Origin of the sequence: Neobacillus niacini (assembly GCF_046591715.1) — a bacterium.
GTDB lineage: Bacteria > Bacillota > Bacilli > Bacillales > Cytobacillaceae > Neobacillus > Neobacillus niacini_L.
In genome coordinates this window covers 846,309-862,967 of record NZ_JAWVNQ010000001.1, presented here as the reverse complement: position 1 = coordinate 862,967, position 16,659 = coordinate 846,309, and the positions used below count along the sequence as shown (strand labels likewise).

Below are 16,659 nucleotides of genomic sequence, written 5' to 3'. Positions count from 1 at the left end.
TACGGATTATTATCAAAATGTCAAGCACGGAACAAAAAAAGAAGCACCAACCATTTAACGGATTAGCACTCTAGTCATCTATTAAACCTTCACCTAACCAAATAATGCATCAATCCCTTGATAACCAAAATACAGACCAAACAAAACGAGTGAAGCACCCGAAATAATAGAGATGGTGATTAAACTCTTAACAGTTAGTAATTTCCTGAATCCAGTAGTAAGTGCTGCCACAAAAACATCCCATATGGTTAATCCAAGGAAAATCATACAGCTATAAATTAAGAGAGATTCTGGCCCATTTGTTTGGGCGGTTTTTGCTAAAACAGACCCATATATCCCCAGCCAAAACAAAATAGATAATGGACTGGTAATCGACATAATAAACCCAGTAAAAAAACATTTTATTAATGACTCTTTGTCTCTTCCATAAGTCAGGGTGATCGTATTCGCATTTTTAATACTTTCAAAACCAGAATATATAAGGATAAAGCCCCCGAACAACCAAAGGAATATTTGGATAATAGGAATCCCCAGAAATTGAACCATACCTAAATATACCAATAGCATAAAAAAACCATCTGCCACCATGGAGCCGGCACCTACAATCCATGCATGCCAGAATCCATTCTTAATTCCCTTATCTAATCGAGCAGAATTTACTGGCCCAATCGGAGCTGCCAATGTAAATCCCAATATGATGTAGCTTACTAAAATGCTGATGCTCAATAAAACCACTCCACTCCGCATTGTCTAACTTGTACATTTTATGTGATTTATCTAGACACATGTCCAAAAAACCCTAAAAGTTTTAGGAATATTTGATTTTATTGTAGGCATTTGCTGATGGCAAAGTGCCTCATCAATCATAATGTAAAAATAGTTCAATACGTAACACAGAAAAATCGGCAGATTCTAAATCATTTGGAGGTTATTAATACATGGGTAAATCACTATTTATCCCAAAGGTATACCAATCAATTCTAGATATTATTCAGACTGAAAAGGCGATTAAAAATATAAAAGATCATTTTGAATGTGAACTGTCTGATGCTTTAAACTTAACTCGAATATCAGCACCACTTCTGGTAAGGGCAGGTTTAGGAATAAATGATGATCTTAATGGGGTAGAAAGAGTGGTTTCATTTGACGCACTCGATATTAACAACTCCCCCATCGAAATTGTTCAATCTTTAGCAAAATGGAAAAGAGCGGCTTTATCGAGGTATGGTTTCTCAGTGGGTGAAGGGATTTACACAGATATGAATGCCATACGAAGAGATGAAGAATTAGATAACCTGCATTCCATGTATGTCGATCAATGGGATTGGGAGAAAGTGATCACGTATAAACAACGGAATATAAGAACATTAAAGAATGAAGTAAAAAAAATATATGAAGCACTAAAGTCTACTGAAAAATATTTATATAAGCACTATTCATCACTTGTGCCAATTTTACCTAAGGATATTTATTTTATTACTGCACAAGAACTTGAAGACAGATATCCAGAGTTAACGCCCAAGCAGCGTGAAGATAAGATTACGAAAGAATATGGTGCTGTTTTTGTAATGCAAATTGGCGGATTATTAAAATCCGGAGAAAAACATGATGGACGCTCGCCTGATTATGATGATTGGTCCCTAAATGGAGATATTCTTTTATGGTACCCCATCCTAGATAGAGCCATAGAGATTTCTTCAATGGGAATTAGAGTAGATGAAAAAGCACTTTTAAAACAACTAAAACAAGCAAATGCTGATTATCGTGCAGAATTAGATTTTCATCAATCTATTCTAAAGAGGGAACTCCCTTTTACAATTGGCGGCGGCATTGGTCAGTCTCGTTTGTGCATGTTCTTCCTAAAGAAAGCACATATTGGTGAAGTACAGGTTTCCATATGGAATGACCATATCATCAATGAATGTAAAAAAGGTAATATCCCGCTATTGTAAGAAGTTTAATTGAAGAATAGCCGAATCCTCTTGTATCGGCTATTCTTTCATTATATAAATACAACCGCTATTCAAATATCCCCTTAAGACTAGCACCATTCCCCTTTTTCTTTTTAGTCTTTCTCCATACTCTATTCATAATCAAAGTAACAATACCAATAAGGGCTGCGAGTAATAAACTTACAAAAAAGCCAAATCGAATACTTTTCTCAAATATTGTGCCTGTAACAGCTGACAGTAATAAAAGCAAACCAATGGTTGATAACACCTTATCACCCATCTTTATTTCTAGTATTTTTAAAGCTGAAATAATAATAAATGCCCAGTTATACATCTGTAATATTCCAGCAGCAGTTGTAATGTATCCATATATTTTTCCAGGCAGCAGTAATGCCGTTATGATAGAGCCCAATAATCCTAGTGTGGCCAAACCCAAAGACGGCAGGGGAAGGTTTTTTAGTTTTTTTATTTCTTTCCCAAAGAACTTTGGGGCATCCCCATCTTTAGCCAATGTGACAAGTAAATTGGTAACGGCAAATAACGAAGCGGTCATTGTTGAAAACCCGGCAATGATGATAGCTCCATTAAATACATGCGGGAAAAAGGCTAGATTATATGCAGACATCGCTGTAACAAATGGGCTTTCCTTTTGGTTGATTGCTTGGTAAGAAACCATACTTATGGCCAGAATGATTGAAATTACATAAATGATTGTAAGAACGATCAGCATAACCTTTCCTGACTTTGGCGCATCTTCTTTGTTCTTAAGCTGCATGGATAAGAGCCCTATTGTCTCGATTCCACCATACGCATAAAATGCGTAGATTAATGAAGACCAGAAGGCACGGTAACCTTCAGGGAAAATCGAATGCATCGTCGCAGGAAGACCCGGTTGACTGTTTGAACTGCCATGAATCCACCCAATCAATGCAGCACAGGCAAGAATAATAAACATTAGAATAGCTGCAGTTTTGGCGATGGCTAGGATATTTTCCACTTTATTAAACCCTTTACTTCCTAATAAAACAACACCAATTGCCAATATCGCATACCCAGAGGCAAAGATCCATAAGGGGACCTGCGGAAACCAAAAGCGAGAAAGGATCGATAAAGCAGTTAATTGACTTCCCATAATCAGGATTTTGGAGCTCCAATAATTCCAGCCACAGCTAAATCCAGCCCAGCGTCCAAATGCCTTTCCAGCATAGTAACAAAATGATCCTTCCTGCGGATCTTCCGACGTCATCTTTGCAAGAAAGTGAAAGACAATATAGGTTCCTATCGCAGCAAGTATAAATGAAAAGACCATTGATGGTCCCGTAATCTTAATCCCAATGCCTGAGCCAAGAAAATAACCTGTCCCAATTGTACAGCCTATTCCAATTAATGATAGTTGCCACCATTGTAACTGACCTTTACTCTCTCCTTTGGATTTCCCGCCAACTCCTGAAGTACAAGTAAAATAATCCATGTTCACCCTCCTACTACATTTAGTATCCTTGAAATTCGGGTCTATCATGTAAGATTAAAAAAGCCAAAAAACAACAAACTGGAGTATGAAATATAAAGAAATGAAAAAAATTAATGAGAGGGTTTAAAATGGGAAACCCTAAAGATGTGCTTCATGAAAGGTGGCACTGATAAATGAATAAATTTTCATACACACTAAGGAGGGCAACGATGGGAATTTTAAGTGGCAACCCTAAAGAAGAGCCTTTACATTACGGTGAGGTATTTGATTTATGGTCATCATTATTAGCCGGGAATGGAATGATTGCAGGCTACAAAACCATGCTGAACCATGCTGGTGATGAAGACTTAAGGAAACTTTTGGCAGAAGCAGTAGAAATATGCCAGCAGGAAAAGAAACAATTAGAAGAACTATTAAAAGAAAATGGCATTGGCCTACCTCCTGCACAGCCAGAACCACCTGAAGCTTGCTTAGAGGATATTCCTGTTGGTGCTAGAATTCCTGACCAAGCGATTGCCGCTGGACTTTCTGCAGATATAGCGGCAGGTCTTGTCTTATGCAGCCAAATAATTGGTAAGTCTATACGGGAAGATGTAGCCATGATGTATGGACAAGTTCATACACAAAAAGCAGGACTCGGTGCTAAAGTCCTTCGTTTAAATAAAGAAAAAGGCTGGCTGATTCCTCCTCCATTACATCTTAATAAGCATGGAGATTGTTAAGAAGTTCCTTCCATACGAACAAAAAAAGGATGAACACATGATAATGTGTCCAGATTGTCGAGAGAGGTATCTTTCTCGGCAATTTTTATTTTTCTGCCTGCCCAAAGGCCTGTTGATTTCCGCTCCAGGTGCTTCGCGGACCTTAGGGCGTGCCGGGGAGCCTCCTCAGCGCTTAGAGATGAGCGGGGTCTCCCCAGCCCCGTACTCCCGCAGGCGTCTTCGCACCTTCCGCTCCAATCAACAGGGGAGAATGAACCTGGAGATTGCCACACACCTTTTTCAAACCTTGCTAAGTGCGTGGCAATCTATTTCATGTTTTGGCATGATGCGGTAAGCAACACTTGCTCACTCGCATTTTGCAATCCCCGTAAACTACAATAGCGAAGCCCATGCAGTTCTTTTGAATCTACGAAGCTTCGCTCTACTTTTTCTTTTCTAAATTTGTAAAGTATTTTACCTGACTTTGAAAGTCTGTTAAGTCGAACCTTTTCTTTATGTTCCTCCCAAACATGTCTGGTAACTCCGCTTCATTTTGTACCTCTTTTTTTGGCTTATACATTTAATCCACCGTCCTATTAATATTAATAGGATTATACCAAATTAACGCGGTGAATCATTATAGTAATTGAGAAATAAAGGCTCTTTCTAACACATTGGTGCTTCAATCACTATGTAAGCAAAGAGTGGATTGGAGCGAAAGGTGCTTGACTCCTGCGGGATGTAGAGGAAAAGTCGAGACCCCACAGACGCGCAGCGTCGAGGAGGCTCGACTTCCTCCCCGCGGAAAGCAAGCACCTGTAGCGGAAAGGAACGGTCCATTTGTATACAAAAAACTCATTCTATACGAAAAGAGCAAAATAAAAAGACTGTCAAGAGTTTCTCGACAGCCTGAACACATTATAATGTGTCTCATCCTTTTTTGTTAATTAAATAAATCACTTATTCCAGGGCTATGCTCATTTGGCATTTCAGGCATCATTGGAACTGGATGTCCCTGCGGAGGCGGTACCACTTGCAGTGTCCCATCGTTTCTACTAGGAGATTGTCCTTGGAATATTGCTCCAATCATCGTGTCATCTAATCTAAAATTAAATTGTGCATTATGGAAGCCCATTTCTACATATTTACGGCATTCCGGGTATTTATTAATATCGTAATTTGGGACAGGGAATATTTTCCCCCAATCTACACCTAAGGTCTCCAATGCTTTTGCAAATGCATTTTGGTGTGCATTATCACGGACAATTAAGAAAGCTAGTGTCTCTCTAAAGGTTTTATTTGAACTCATTTCATAGATTCGTGACTTCTGTAACACACCAGTAGATTCTAGGGTAACGTTGTTTAATAAATCGCTTATCAGGTTACCATGACTGTATACATAGTTACCGTTCCACGGATTTCCAGCTGCATCAACCGGGAGTGAGGCTTGGGCGCCATGAATAAAATGATGCGGGTTTGCATGTTTGATTGCTTCTTCTAATGGTGCCCCTGTACTTCCTTCAGCGCCGACTGCATCCTCACCAGAACCATTTAATAGTTGATTAATAGTAGTTTGTACTAACTCAACATGGGCAATTTCCTCAAGAAAAATCCCTCTAATTAAATCACGGTATTGCTTTTGATTACCTCTGAAGTTTGAGCTTTGGAAGAAGAATTGCATCATCGTACGCATTTCCCCAAATCTTCCGCCCAAAGTCTCCTGCAGAACTTTTGCTGCAGCAGGATCAGGTTTATCCGGCACAATTATATTAATTAGGTCTTCTCTATAGAAATACAATCCATTACCTCCTAATAGTAGTAAATTTACTCAGTTAGTTTCCCCTCATCAACCAGACTTATTCGAAAGAACACCACAATAAAAACTTGTCCTTCTATTTGAAATCGAAACATATACTGTTCAAATAACAGTAAATTTCTAGGAGGATACCATGTTTAATCTTATTGAAAAAGCAGTATTGGGAATGGCATCGTTAAGGATAATATCAGGATGTATCGAAATAATTGCAGCCTATTTAATGATACGTTTTAACACCATTGAAAAAGCACTTATGGTAAACAGTTCACTGGCCATTGTTGGACCTGTAATCTTAATATTAACCACAACTATCGGCCTCTTTGGTATCATTGAGGATATTTCTTTCGTTAAAATATTATGGATATTCTTGGGTGTATGTTTTATTTTTATAGGTGTTAAGTCTTAATCACTTCCTACATATATATATGATTAAAAAAATGGCTGAAAGTTTCAGCCATTTACTCTTGATTCCGTTCATTTTCTTTCGTGTCCTCTTGGTAATGTTCATTCAAATAAGCATTTTCTCCAGATGCAAAATTAACTGACAACAAACTCATTTCTGGCTCCATTCCATATAATCCTTTTTCAACTCTTTTAACATTCTTTCCACTTTGAAATTGAGGCTCATCCTCTTTTTCTTTCATTAATACTCCCTCCAATTCATCAAATTCATTACTATTTCACCTTCAACATTAATAATAATCAGAAAAGTAAGGTGTCTGGCGCTCAATCATATTCTCTAAAATCGTAACATCTTGTGCATTACCCTTTATCCGTGATATGGAAGCTAGGTAAGATGGTCTTTTGTAACTAAGCAACATAGTAGTCAATGTTTGGATATCGAGAGAAAATGCAGGTACCTCTTTACATTGTTTAATTTCACCTTGACCAGCTCCATTGACATTTAATGTGAAGGTTCCGTGATTCCACTCGAGTATTGGATCCTCAAGCATAAACGTTAACTGTATCTCTGTTCCTGTTGCTTTAAAAGGATATTGAGCAATAAACTGTTCAACACAAACAATTCGCGCCATAAAATAGGGAGAGATGGTTTCTTTAATATCTCCATCCTCCAGCCAAAAGGCTAATGGTTCATTCATAAAGATGTTTCCAGTAACCTTTGACACCATTGAAAAATGAGCTCCAATAAAATTCCAAAGTCCAATTCTTGCCTCCTGTGTCATATAAATCATTTCTTTTATATGAAGCACATCCTCAGATATCCAGTATAATAAATACCCTTTTGGTTGGTGTGAACTGTCATAATAAACGGCTGCTGTTAATTCATCGACATCCCATCTCCAATACTCATCCCACGCCAAGTCATTTCGTAGCATTGCTGCATGCATATCACTAGAAAAGAGCTTGTAAACCTGCCTAATGTCAGGGTGTTCAATATTCAATCTTTCCACATATCCTGGAACCTTTTTTATCTTGGGTAATTGAACATCTCTGACCTCAAAAGTCATTTTATCCGATATAATTTCCCAGCCTCTCCGGCGATAATAGGGAATCGAATAAGGAAATAAATATGATATTGATTGTTTTCTATCCCGCATATCTGCAAGTGCCTGTTTCATTAACTTATACATAAGTCCCATATTTGCGTATTCCGGATAGGTGCCAACCCCTGTCAACCCTCCCATTTCGAAAGACCGCCCAAAGATATTTACATGAAAAGGATAAACGGCCAATTGTGAAACTAGTTTTTCGCCATCAAACCAGCCTAATACATCCGCCTGATCCAAAACGGGCTTTTTAGCTAAAGCGATTTCACGTTCTTCCCACCCCACCATTTGCAAGTCCTTCTTGGTTACTTGAAACACATATCTTAATAACTCGTTAAACTGTTGAAAATGTTTAGTTTCCACCTTCCCCATTTTGAGCCTGTCTAGTCGACTCATACCTAACCCTCCAAAATTCAACTGACTTCATTTAATTTCTAGTCTTTGCTTAACTGTAGATTAGAATTCAAAAAAGAAGCTGCTCATCTTAAAGAGCAGCTTTGTAAGAATTTAGTTATATTGAAAAGTCTTCTGGTATTTTTCCTTTTTCATTTTCAAAGAATAAATAAAAAATCTGTTCACGGATCTTTAAGAAATCGTAACTATTTCGATCCCGTGGTCTCGGTAAATAAACGGGTATTGTCTTTTGTATGCGCCCTGGTTTCTTTGACATGACAATGACTCTGTCACCTAATAAAACAGCTTCATCTATATCATGAGTGACGAGGATCATGGTACTATTTGATTGTTCTCTAATTCTCAGAATTTCCTGCTGCATTTGAATTCTTGTTAGTGCATCAAGAGCACCAAAAGGTTCATCAAATAAAATAATATCTGGTTTATTTACTAAAGTTCGTGCGATGGCAACCCGCTGTGACATACCACCCGAAAGTTCTCCGGGCTTCGACTTTTCAAAACCTTTTAAGCCGACTAATTCAATATGCTCTTGGACTACTCTATTACGCTCCTTTATAGAAAGATGCTCCAGACCGAAACCGATATTTTGTTCAACATTCATCCACGGGAACAGACGATGATCCTGAAATACCATTCCTCGGTCACGGCCAATGCCAGATATCATTTGATTATCAATCGTAATGGAGCCGTCGAATGAAAGATCAAGGCCGGCAATTAATCGCAGTAAAGTACTTTTTCCACAGCCGCTTGAGCCGACAATAGTCAAAAACTCTCCTTCCTGAACTTCTAAATCAACATTACTTAATACTTCAAGTTTATGATTTCTTTGATGGTAGGATTTTGACAAATTAGATATTTTGATTTTCGATTTATGGGTTTCATATTGAACTCTAGCTTGGCTAATCATCTAGGTAACCTCCTAAGATTTAATCCCTGGCTGCCAGGAAAGGACACGCTTTTGGACCACCGTTATTAATGCATCCATTGATACTCCAATCAGTCCAATCAACACCATACCAATAACCATGACATCCGGCTGTGAGAGTTCTCGACCTTGCGTGATTCTGAATCCCAAACCTGATTCAGAGGCGATTAACTCAGCTGCCACAACAGCCATCCATGCAGTTCCAAGTCCTAATCTAAGACCGACAAATATGGAAGGCAGTGCAGCAGGCAAAATCACTCTGAATAACAATTTTCTCTTACTTACTCCCATCAGTTTAGATACCTCTAAATAACCTTTTGGCACACCTTCTATTCCTTGAATCGTGTTCAGAAGAATCGGGAAAAATGCGCCCTTAAAAATAATAATCACTTTAGAAGCTTCACCAATTCCAAACCAAAGGATAATGATCGGAATCCAAGCCAATGGTGGAATTACCCTGATTGCATTCAGTACACCTGCAAAAAATTGATCGACTCTAGTGAACAATCCCATAATAATTCCAAATGTAAGCCCAGTAACCACTGCCAAGGAAAAACCTTGCAGCATTCTGCTAACACTGGTCCAGGTATCGTCTAAAAGCGTACCATTGCCCCAAAATTGATAAAACGTATCCAATACTACAAAAGGTGATGGAATTAAATAGGCTGCAATTACTTCTTTTTCAGTCAAATACATCCACACTAGAATAATCAAAATAGGAAGAACAATGGGTAATATATTTCTTACTAATGTCTTGTTCACTTTAACACCTCTGATCTATTAGCTATTAATTACTATTATTCTCGTAAAATCCAATCTTCTAAATCAAAATCATTTTTGATTAATTTTTGTTCTGCCAAAAATTGTTTTGTTCCCTCTAATAATTTTATCCCCTCATCAGGAAAACTCTCTTCCCTAAAATTATCCAGAGGAATACTTTCTCTCACAACATCTAAATCCTGATGCGAAACATCAGCAGCAAATTGGAAATATTCTTCACTGTGTTCCTTTAAATCTACTACTGATTTTTTACGTAAAGCATCCCAGCTGGATAAAAATTTTGGATTTTCATCCAGATATGTTTCAGTGGCTACGATAACAGAAGTTCCAGTTAATTCTGGAGTTGTTTTGCTCGCCTGTAATACCAGTGGAAAACCTAGTTTCACATGTTTTGGACCCATATAAGTTGGGAATGCATAGGCTTGTATGTCACCACGTTCCAGTGAAGCTAATGCTTCTGGGGGGAATAAAGAAACAAATTTGACCTCGTCTAGTAAACCCTCCTCTTTTAGTAGCCCTTGAACAAAACGAAACATATAAGAACCGTTTGATGCAGCTACTGTTTTCCCTTTTAAATCTTCCAGCTTAGAGATACCATTTTTCTTATTGGTAACAAGCCAAATATCCTGATAGATGTTTGCTAAACCTATTAATCTTGTTTTTTGGCCTGCTCCTCTTGCTAATAACGCTGGGGTATCACCGAATATTCCTAAATCGATATCCCCAGAAGCCATGGCTTCATTTAAATTAGGTCCATTTGGAAATGAATAGTATTCTATTTCGGTAATACCAATTTTTTTTAATTCCTCTTGTAAAAATCCTTTTTCAACAGCCCAGCCTTCAGCACCTGTGAGGGCCGGTTTTCCCTCACTTGTCGAACCCGTGGCGTTTATATAACCAAGCCGAAGCTTTTTTCCACCAGCTTCGGTGTTGGACCCGGTGCTATTTTCTTTTTTAACTTCAGTGTTAGTGGCAGCACTATTTGAATTGCAGCCAGATAAAAGCAGGGTAAATAGTAGTACAATAAGAACGTAGTAATTTTTATCCATGATCTTCTTCAATTGTCTTCACTCTCCAATTATTTCAAATAAAATTTATAGGCCAGGTCTTGATTGGCGGTGGATTTTTGCCCCTTTTCCCAGCCAATACTAGAACGATAACTTCCTATTAAATCTGTTTCCTTAATTTTTTGCTCTGTTATACCAATAACCTCATCAGCGTTTGGCGCCACATAAAGAGCCTTAACTGGACAATAAAGTTCACACATATAGCAGGTCTGACAATCATCCTGCCTAGCAATTTCAGGTACTTTCCCTTCTCTTCTTTCAAAAACGTTGGTCGGACATACTTTTACACATAAATTACATTCCACACACTGGTCTTCTAATAAAATCTCAATCAATTCTTTTCCTCCTTACTTGTTCTGCAAAATGGAAGTTGGTTTTACTTTTATCTCATCTAACCCACTTGTAATTAGCCGATAATGTTGATTCTCATCTTGGACAGGGTAGTCTAGTCTTTTATGCATTCCACGTGTTTCTTTTCTTTCTATTGCGGTGGTGTACATCCATCTAGATGTTGCTAACATCGCTGCTGATTCTCGAACCCTCAAAAGATTCCCCTGATTTTCCTGTAGACTCGTTTTTGTCTCATTCCATAAAGAGTTAAGCCTTAATAAGGCTGGGTTCAAAATTTCTTCAGTTCTGAACAGGTTTTTGTCAAAAGGTGTCACTTCTGCTTGAACCCTCCTGGTCACTTCGGCGGCATCGAGAAAATCTTTACTGTTAGAGTGTTCATTAATCCCGATTACCTGTTTTCTTGTTAAAGCCCTATCTCGTTTATCTTGATTAAAACTTGTAGCATACTTTGCAGCAGCTTCCCCTGACCAGTAACCAGAAGAGATTGCCCACGCAGCGTTATAGCTTCCTCCTCCTGTAAAGCCGCCGCATATCAATTCCCGGGTTGCTGCGTCACCTGCTGCATAAAGACCTGGCACTGATGTGGCACATGTCTCATCCACAATACGAATGCCGCCTGTTCCGCGTACCGTGCCTTCAAGCCGTAACGTTACTTCGAATCGGTCCTCAAACGGATTAATCCCCATTCGATCAAATTGTACGAAGAAATTCGGCTGAGCAATCCTCATCCATTTTTGCAAGTCGAGATCATCCTTTGCCTTAACTAATTGGGCAAACACTTTTTGACCTTCCTGCAATTTCTTCGCAATAACAGAACGGCCCCTTTGGGAACCTGCACCTTCAATAATAGAACCGTCCTCATAGGTGAATGAAGCCCAATTATAAAATGCAGTTTTTGTAATTGAAGAGAATTTTGGCGTGATCGCATATGCATTAGAAAACTCCATTCCGGAAAAATCAGCTCCAGCTTCAGCTGCCAGCAAGTAACCATCTCCTGTTAAGACATTGCAGCCTAATGCCTTGCTTAGAAATGCGCACCCGCCAGAAGCAATAACAATTGAACTAGCCTGGACAGACCATGTTTGTGTGGTTTGTTCATTGATTCCAGCTGCACCTGCAACGCCATGACTATCGTACAAAAGCTCTAGAGCTGGACTATGGTCAAGGATCGTAATCTTTGCTTTATTCAATTTCCTTCGCATTAATCTCATGTATTCAGGTCCTTGCAGACTTCTTTTATGTGCTGCACCTTTTTCATCTATTGGAAAAGGGTAACCCCAATTTTCCAATAGATTCATATTTTCATAAGTACGGTCAAGCACTCGTTTCATCCATTTTCGTTCTGCTAGATATCCGCCTAAAGCTTCACGGCTTTTCATTGCCTCTTCTCTTTTCTCCTTATCAGGCTGTATGTACCAAACACCAGTACCTGAAGGAGCAGTGGCTCCACTTGTGCCACAATAACCTTTATCAACTAAAATAACGGAAGCACCATTTTGAGTTGCTGTTATGGCAGCCCAAGCACCAGCAGGTCCCCCGCCAATAACAAGAACATCAGCCTTTAAACGTACATCATACAATTGATTTGCCAATTTATAAGATTGAGTTAACTCAATCGCCATTTTCATCATCCCCTTACTATTTTTGTAAATGTATACGTTATATTGTTTTTATGGAACCCAACGATCACACCACCTCCTCTCGTCAATAAAAAAAGGAGACCCCCTATAAATAAAGGAAGTCTCCAGCTGTCTGGTCAACTTAAGGTATTAATTTTTATTAATCCAATGTAAAGATTCCACCTCGCTATGCGGATGATGATCTTTAATAAAAATTTTAAATTCATTTTCAAGGTCTGTCAGGGATAGTTCAAAAAGGTGGTGCTCCTCTTTTTTATAAACACCAAAAGCAATGAGTTTGTTAATTAATTCTAACCGTCGATTTTCCACAGCTTCACGAAGAATTTTCCCCATTTTCAACTCTCCTTAATTGTTAATGATAAAAGGAATAAAAAAAGCTCCTCTATTTTGCATATGCAACAAAATTTAGAGGAGCCATTGGTTGACCAATAGGCATAGATATTAAAATATTCCTTTCCTTACATTACCCACTTGTTTACTTGGATTTAAAACTATAGTCTAAAATATACGTTGTAACCTTTTCATTGTCAATAGTTTTTTTAATTTTTCGACTTTAAACAAAAACCAACTTGACACATCGGAATTATAGGTATACCTTAAAGATACTTATATAGTAAGTCGCCGATTTGACAGCAAAAGGTACCTCTATTTAACCAGGGGTGTCATTTTTATACTTACTTTTACTAAGTTGGAGGAAGGAGTTTTACAATTGATTGAACAATACCCCGTGTTACCTGGTGCTGAACCTTTTTTCTATAAAGGTAATCATATTGGAATTTTAATTTGCCACGGATTTGTTGGTACCCCGCAAAGCGTAGGGTTTCTAGGAGAACAACTTGCAGCAAAAGGATTCTCAGTCTATGGAGTTAGATTGAGAGGTCACGGGACACATTATGAGGATTTGGAAAAGTGCAGCTACCAAGATTGGATAGAGAGTATTGAAGATGGATATTATTTTTTACAAAAACATTGTCAAGAAATCTTCGTGATTGGTCAATCAATGGGTGGTACATTAACGCTAAATCTTACAAATAAACACAGAAATATTAAAGGAATAATATTAATAAATGCTGCAATAAAATCGATTCCACCAATGGAAAAGTATAAAAATAGCAATGTCCCTAGGTATATTAATGAAGGGAAGCCTGATATAAAAGATAAAAGTGTTAATGAAATTACCTATTCAAAAGCACCCGTACGTTCGATTCAGCAGTTATTTGCTTTAATGGACAAAACAAGGGATATACTTCCAACTATTTCCTGTCCAGTAATGGCCTTTCAATCCGAAGAGGATCATGTCGTACCACCTGAAAACGGCAAATTTCTTTTCGCTTCCATCCATTCGGATGATAAGGAATTTATTCCATTAACTAATTCGTATCATGTTGCATCCATGGACTTTGAAAAGGAACTCATAGCTGAAAAATGCTCCAACTTTATCATCAGACATGCTAATAATGAAGTAAATACAGAATAACAAAAATACCCCGCCGCAAATAGGCGTGGTATTTTTTGGATTAAGTATATAGTAGTGCATCTTTAAAGTCATACTAGAATTAGGATCAGACAGAAAATTTGAATGTTACATAATACTGTGTTACCATTGTATTATGTAACATGGATAAAGGGGCATTATTTATGGAATACGTTGAGGCTCTTAGGGACATCAAGCAAATCAATGCAATAAAGAAATATTTAAAAAAGCATTCTGAGCGGGATTATGTCTTATTTGTTTTTGGAATTAACACAGGATTAAAAATTACCGAAATGCTTGATATCAAAGTTGGCGATCTCTTTAGTAAAGAAGATGGTATTAAAAACTTTTTTTTGTATTCTCATCATGAGACTTTAAAGGAGGTTTACCTAAATCATAAAGTTAAACAGGCACTTCAACATTATATTGAAACCAGCAAGTTAACCAATGAGGATTTTTTGTTCAAGTCCTCAAAGACTGATAAACCCATTACACGCCAACAAGCATATCGAATTATCCATCAAGCCGCTGATGCAATTGGTATTGAAGGTAAAATAGGTACTAACTCGATGCGCAAAACTTTCGGATATCATGCATATAAACGTGGAATTGCCATCTCACTACTACAGAAACATTTCAATCATTCAACCCCTTCCGAAACACTTAGATATCTAGGGATATCCAAAGATGAACAGATAAAAACGGAAATAGATGTGAACCTATAGAGCAGTACATTTTATCCATGTACAAATTAATTTGAGGAGGAATAGTTAATGAATATTCGCGAAATCGAACTGCCGGGTATTGGAAAGAAATTTGAAGCCATCACAAAAAATAAGGATAAAATTGTGGTTATCATTCATGATGATGGACGAAGAGACATTTATTATTTTGATCCGGAGGATTATGAGGAAGCAATCTCAAGCACTACCTTCAATGATCAAGAAGCCAGACAGATTGCAGCTATTATTGGCGGAATGACATACTCTCCTAAGGCGCTTGAAACCATTGAACTGGCCTTTGATGATTTAGTGATTGAATGGTTTAACCTTGAATCAAATGCTGCTGCAGTAAATCAAACCATCGGGCAGCTTAATATCAGGCAGTCCTATGAAGTAAATATTATTGCCATTATTAAAAGACAGAATCACAAAAAGATTCATACTCCAGGTCCTGAAACTCTACTAGAAGAAGGAGATACCGTAATCGTATCTGGACAGCGCGATCAAGTGAAAAAGTTCGTAAAAGAAGTACTTTCACGAAGGGACGGGTGATAGGATGACAAATCATTTAGTATTTGAAGTAGGTACAGCTTTAGTATTAGTTGCTATCACGGCATTAATTGCAGGAAAATTGAAATTTTCCATCATTCCCTTCCTTATCCTCTTAGGAATGGCAGTTGGTCCTCATGCCCCTCAAATTGGGATTATTGACCTTACTTTTATCGAAAGTTCGGAAATTATCGAGTTTTTTGGTCGAATAGGTGTACTTTTTCTATTATTCTATTTGGGTCTGGAATTCTCAGTAGGAAAACTCATTCGCTCGGGGCGTTCCATCGTAGTAGGCGGTACGATCTATGTTGCCCTTAACTTCTCATTAGGTATTCTATACGGTTTTATAACAGGTTTTCCTATTATGGAAACATTAATTATTGCTGGACTCCTTAGTGTCTCCTCTAGCGCGATTGTCGCAAAAGTTCTTGTTGATCTAAAAAGAACAGCCAATTCCGAAACTGAGTTAATCCTGGGGATTATTTTATTCGATGATATATTCCTAGCATTATTTCTTTCCGTTATGTCAGGACTTTTATTAGGTGGCGCTACCACTGTTTTGGGAACAATCTTTTCTGTTCTAATTTCCCTAGGTTACATGATTCTCTTTTTTATTATCGCTCGAAAAGGGGCTCCTATTCTTAATAAACTATTAAACATTAAATCTAATGAAATTTTTATCCTCGTAATCTTCGCTTCACTCTTTTTTATCGCAGGTTTCTCAGAGAAACTTCATGTTGCAGAAGCAATCGGCGCATTACTATTAGGATTAGTTTTCTCTGAAACAGAACATCGCGAGCGTATCGAACATTTGGTTATTCCATTTAGGGATTTCTTTGGGGCCCTATTCTTCTTTAGTTTCGGATTAAGTATTGACCCTTTTAGCTTAGGTGGAGCGGTCTGGCTGGCAATCGGTGCCGTAATCCTTACGATTATTAGTAACTTTGTAGCTGGAATGATTTCCGGGAGAAAAGCTGGTTTATCTTATAAAGCTTCTTCAAATATCGGTTTAACAATCGTTTCTAGAGGTGAATTTTCGATCATTGTTGCTAACTTAGGACTTGCCGGCGGCTTATTGCCTATTTTAAAGCCATTTACTGCCGTCTATGTTTTAATTTTGGCTATCATCGGACCGCTATTAACAAAAGAGTCAAAGAATATATATAATTTATTAAACAAAATTTTCAAATGGGAAAAAAGCAAAGCACCTAAAAAGAAAATCACTATTCCAAAACATGAAAATGAACATGAAAATACCCCTGGTCTATAGAAAGGTAATGATGAGCAAG

Annotated in this window: 18 protein-coding genes and 1 pseudogene; 7 read left to right on the top strand and 12 right to left on the bottom strand. The window is 37.8% G+C overall.

Annotation, left to right across the window (positions count from 1 at the left end; genetic code table 11):
- Positions 1 to 93: 93 nt before the first annotated feature.
- Entirely contained in the window at positions 94 to 726 is a 633-nt protein-coding gene (locus SFC47_RS04200; protein WP_411252987.1) for a LysE family transporter, read from the bottom strand.
- A gap of 212 nt (positions 727 to 938) precedes the next feature.
- Between SFC47_RS04200 and asnA the strand changes: the two genes are divergently transcribed.
- Positions 939 to 1,952: an aspartate--ammonia ligase gene (asnA, locus tag SFC47_RS04195; RefSeq protein ID WP_411252986.1), complete on the top strand. Its 1,014-nt coding sequence runs from the start codon at positions 939 to 941 to the stop codon at positions 1,950 to 1,952.
- A gap of 67 nt (positions 1,953 to 2,019) precedes the next feature.
- Here asnA and SFC47_RS04190 read toward each other — a convergent pair whose 3' ends face one another.
- Positions 2,020 to 3,423: an amino acid permease gene (locus tag SFC47_RS04190; protein ID WP_411252985.1), complete on the bottom strand. Its 1,404-nt coding sequence runs from the start codon at positions 3,421 to 3,423 to the stop codon at positions 2,020 to 2,022.
- A 209-nt stretch (positions 3,424 to 3,632) separates the two neighbouring features.
- Here SFC47_RS04190 and SFC47_RS04185 point away from each other — a divergent pair, with 209 nt between their 5' ends.
- On the top strand, positions 3,633 to 4,145 hold the full coding sequence (locus tag SFC47_RS04185) for a DUF3231 family protein (protein WP_411252984.1): 513 nt from the start codon (positions 3,633 to 3,635) through the stop codon (positions 4,143 to 4,145).
- Positions 4,146 to 4,450: 305 nt separating this feature from the next.
- Here the strand turns inward: SFC47_RS04185 and SFC47_RS04180 are convergent.
- Positions 4,451 to 4,666, bottom strand: a pseudogene (locus SFC47_RS04180) (transposase); the annotation flags it as partial.
- A gap of 401 nt (positions 4,667 to 5,067) precedes the next feature.
- Positions 5,068 to 5,922: a manganese catalase family protein gene (locus SFC47_RS04175; RefSeq protein ID WP_411252983.1), complete on the bottom strand. Its 855-nt coding sequence runs from the start codon at positions 5,920 to 5,922 to the stop codon at positions 5,068 to 5,070.
- Positions 5,923 to 6,073: 151 nt separating this feature from the next.
- Here SFC47_RS04175 and SFC47_RS04170 point away from each other — a divergent pair, with 151 nt between their 5' ends.
- Positions 6,074 to 6,346, top strand: coding sequence for a YqhV family protein (locus SFC47_RS04170; RefSeq protein ID WP_411252982.1), 273 nt, complete (start codon positions 6,074 to 6,076; stop codon positions 6,344 to 6,346).
- A gap of 52 nt (positions 6,347 to 6,398) precedes the next feature.
- On the opposite strand, the gene SFC47_RS04165 is transcribed toward SFC47_RS04170, so the two are convergent.
- The 8 genes from SFC47_RS04165 to SFC47_RS04130 all read right to left on the bottom strand — a co-directional run bounded on the left by SFC47_RS04165 (position 6,399) and on the right by SFC47_RS04130 (position 12,958).
- Positions 6,399 to 6,584, bottom strand: a complete 186-nt coding sequence (locus tag SFC47_RS04165; protein WP_411252981.1) for a hypothetical protein — start codon at positions 6,582 to 6,584, stop codon at positions 6,399 to 6,401.
- 48 nt (positions 6,585 to 6,632) lie between these two features.
- On the bottom strand, positions 6,633 to 7,844 hold the full coding sequence (locus SFC47_RS04160) for a GNAT family N-acetyltransferase (protein WP_411252980.1): 1,212 nt from the start codon (positions 7,842 to 7,844) through the stop codon (positions 6,633 to 6,635).
- 115 nt (positions 7,845 to 7,959) lie between these two features.
- Positions 7,960 to 8,769 carry an ABC transporter ATP-binding protein gene (locus SFC47_RS04155; RefSeq protein ID WP_411252979.1) on the bottom strand — a complete coding sequence of 270 codons (810 nt, stop codon included), beginning with the start codon at positions 8,767 to 8,769 and terminating at the stop codon, positions 7,960 to 7,962.
- A gap of 12 nt (positions 8,770 to 8,781) precedes the next feature.
- The gene (locus SFC47_RS04150; RefSeq protein WP_411252978.1) at positions 8,782 to 9,549 is read right to left on the bottom strand and encodes an ABC transporter permease; all 768 of its coding nucleotides are present in this window, start codon (positions 9,547 to 9,549) and stop codon (positions 8,782 to 8,784) included.
- A 35-nt stretch (positions 9,550 to 9,584) separates the two neighbouring features.
- Entirely contained in the window at positions 9,585 to 10,616 is a 1,032-nt protein-coding gene (locus tag SFC47_RS04145; protein ID WP_411252977.1) for an ABC transporter substrate-binding protein, read from the bottom strand.
- Positions 10,617 to 10,645: 29 nt separating this feature from the next.
- Positions 10,646 to 10,969, bottom strand: a complete 324-nt coding sequence (locus tag SFC47_RS04140) for a 4Fe-4S binding protein (RefSeq protein WP_411252976.1) — start codon at positions 10,967 to 10,969, stop codon at positions 10,646 to 10,648.
- Between the two features lie 12 nt (positions 10,970 to 10,981).
- Positions 10,982 to 12,607, bottom strand: coding sequence for an FAD-dependent oxidoreductase (locus tag SFC47_RS04135; RefSeq protein WP_411252975.1), 1,626 nt, complete (start codon positions 12,605 to 12,607; stop codon positions 10,982 to 10,984).
- 147 nt (positions 12,608 to 12,754) lie between these two features.
- Complete coding sequence (locus SFC47_RS04130; protein ID WP_411252974.1) at positions 12,755 to 12,958, bottom strand: Fur-regulated basic protein FbpA; 204 nt, start codon at positions 12,956 to 12,958, stop codon at positions 12,755 to 12,757.
- A 376-nt stretch (positions 12,959 to 13,334) separates the two neighbouring features.
- On the opposite strand from SFC47_RS04130, the gene SFC47_RS04125 reads away from it, so the two are divergent.
- The 4 genes from SFC47_RS04125 to SFC47_RS04110 all read left to right on the top strand — a co-directional run bounded on the left by SFC47_RS04125 (position 13,335) and on the right by SFC47_RS04110 (position 16,640).
- Positions 13,335 to 14,102 carry an alpha/beta hydrolase gene (locus tag SFC47_RS04125; RefSeq protein ID WP_411252973.1) on the top strand — a complete coding sequence of 256 codons (768 nt, stop codon included), beginning with the start codon at positions 13,335 to 13,337 and terminating at the stop codon, positions 14,100 to 14,102.
- Positions 14,103 to 14,263: 161 nt separating this feature from the next.
- Positions 14,264 to 14,824: a tyrosine-type recombinase/integrase gene (locus SFC47_RS04120; protein WP_411252972.1), complete on the top strand. Its 561-nt coding sequence runs from the start codon at positions 14,264 to 14,266 to the stop codon at positions 14,822 to 14,824.
- A gap of 48 nt (positions 14,825 to 14,872) precedes the next feature.
- The gene (locus SFC47_RS04115) at positions 14,873 to 15,373 is read left to right on the top strand and encodes a cation:proton antiporter regulatory subunit (RefSeq protein WP_411252971.1); all 501 of its coding nucleotides are present in this window, start codon (positions 14,873 to 14,875) and stop codon (positions 15,371 to 15,373) included.
- A 4-nt stretch (positions 15,374 to 15,377) separates the two neighbouring features.
- Positions 15,378 to 16,640 (top strand): cation:proton antiporter, encoded by a 1,263-nt coding sequence (locus SFC47_RS04110; protein ID WP_411252970.1) that lies wholly within the window; start codon positions 15,378 to 15,380, stop codon positions 16,638 to 16,640.
- The last annotated feature ends 19 nt before the right edge of the window (positions 16,641 to 16,659 follow it).

Coding starts and splice junctions, on each gene's coding strand:
- SFC47_RS04115 (WP_411252971.1), top strand. CDS start 14,873: ATGAATATTCGCGAAATCGAACTGCCGGGTATTGGAAAGAAATTTGAA.
- SFC47_RS04155 (WP_411252979.1), bottom strand. CDS start 8,769: ATGATTAGCCAAGCTAGAGTTCAATATGAAACCCATAAATCGAAAATC.
- SFC47_RS04130 (WP_411252974.1), bottom strand. CDS start 12,958: ATGGGGAAAATTCTTCGTGAAGCTGTGGAAAATCGACGGTTAGAATTA.
- SFC47_RS04190 (WP_411252985.1), bottom strand. CDS start 3,423: ATGGATTATTTTACTTGTACTTCAGGAGTTGGCGGGAAATCCAAAGGA.
- SFC47_RS04170 (WP_411252982.1), top strand. CDS start 6,074: ATGTTTAATCTTATTGAAAAAGCAGTATTGGGAATGGCATCGTTAAGG.
- SFC47_RS04185 (WP_411252984.1), top strand. CDS start 3,633: ATGGGAATTTTAAGTGGCAACCCTAAAGAAGAGCCTTTACATTACGGT.
- asnA (WP_411252986.1), top strand. CDS start 939: ATGGGTAAATCACTATTTATCCCAAAGGTATACCAATCAATTCTAGAT.
- SFC47_RS04110 (WP_411252970.1), top strand. CDS start 15,378: ATGACAAATCATTTAGTATTTGAAGTAGGTACAGCTTTAGTATTAGTT.
- SFC47_RS04165 (WP_411252981.1), bottom strand. CDS start 6,584: ATGAAAGAAAAAGAGGATGAGCCTCAATTTCAAAGTGGAAAGAATGTT.
- SFC47_RS04135 (WP_411252975.1), bottom strand. CDS start 12,607: ATGGCGATTGAGTTAACTCAATCTTATAAATTGGCAAATCAATTGTAT.
- SFC47_RS04120 (WP_411252972.1), top strand. CDS start 14,264: ATGGAATACGTTGAGGCTCTTAGGGACATCAAGCAAATCAATGCAATA.
- SFC47_RS04145 (WP_411252977.1), bottom strand. CDS start 10,616: ATGGATAAAAATTACTACGTTCTTATTGTACTACTATTTACCCTGCTT.
- SFC47_RS04160 (WP_411252980.1), bottom strand. CDS start 7,844: ATGAGTCGACTAGACAGGCTCAAAATGGGGAAGGTGGAAACTAAACAT.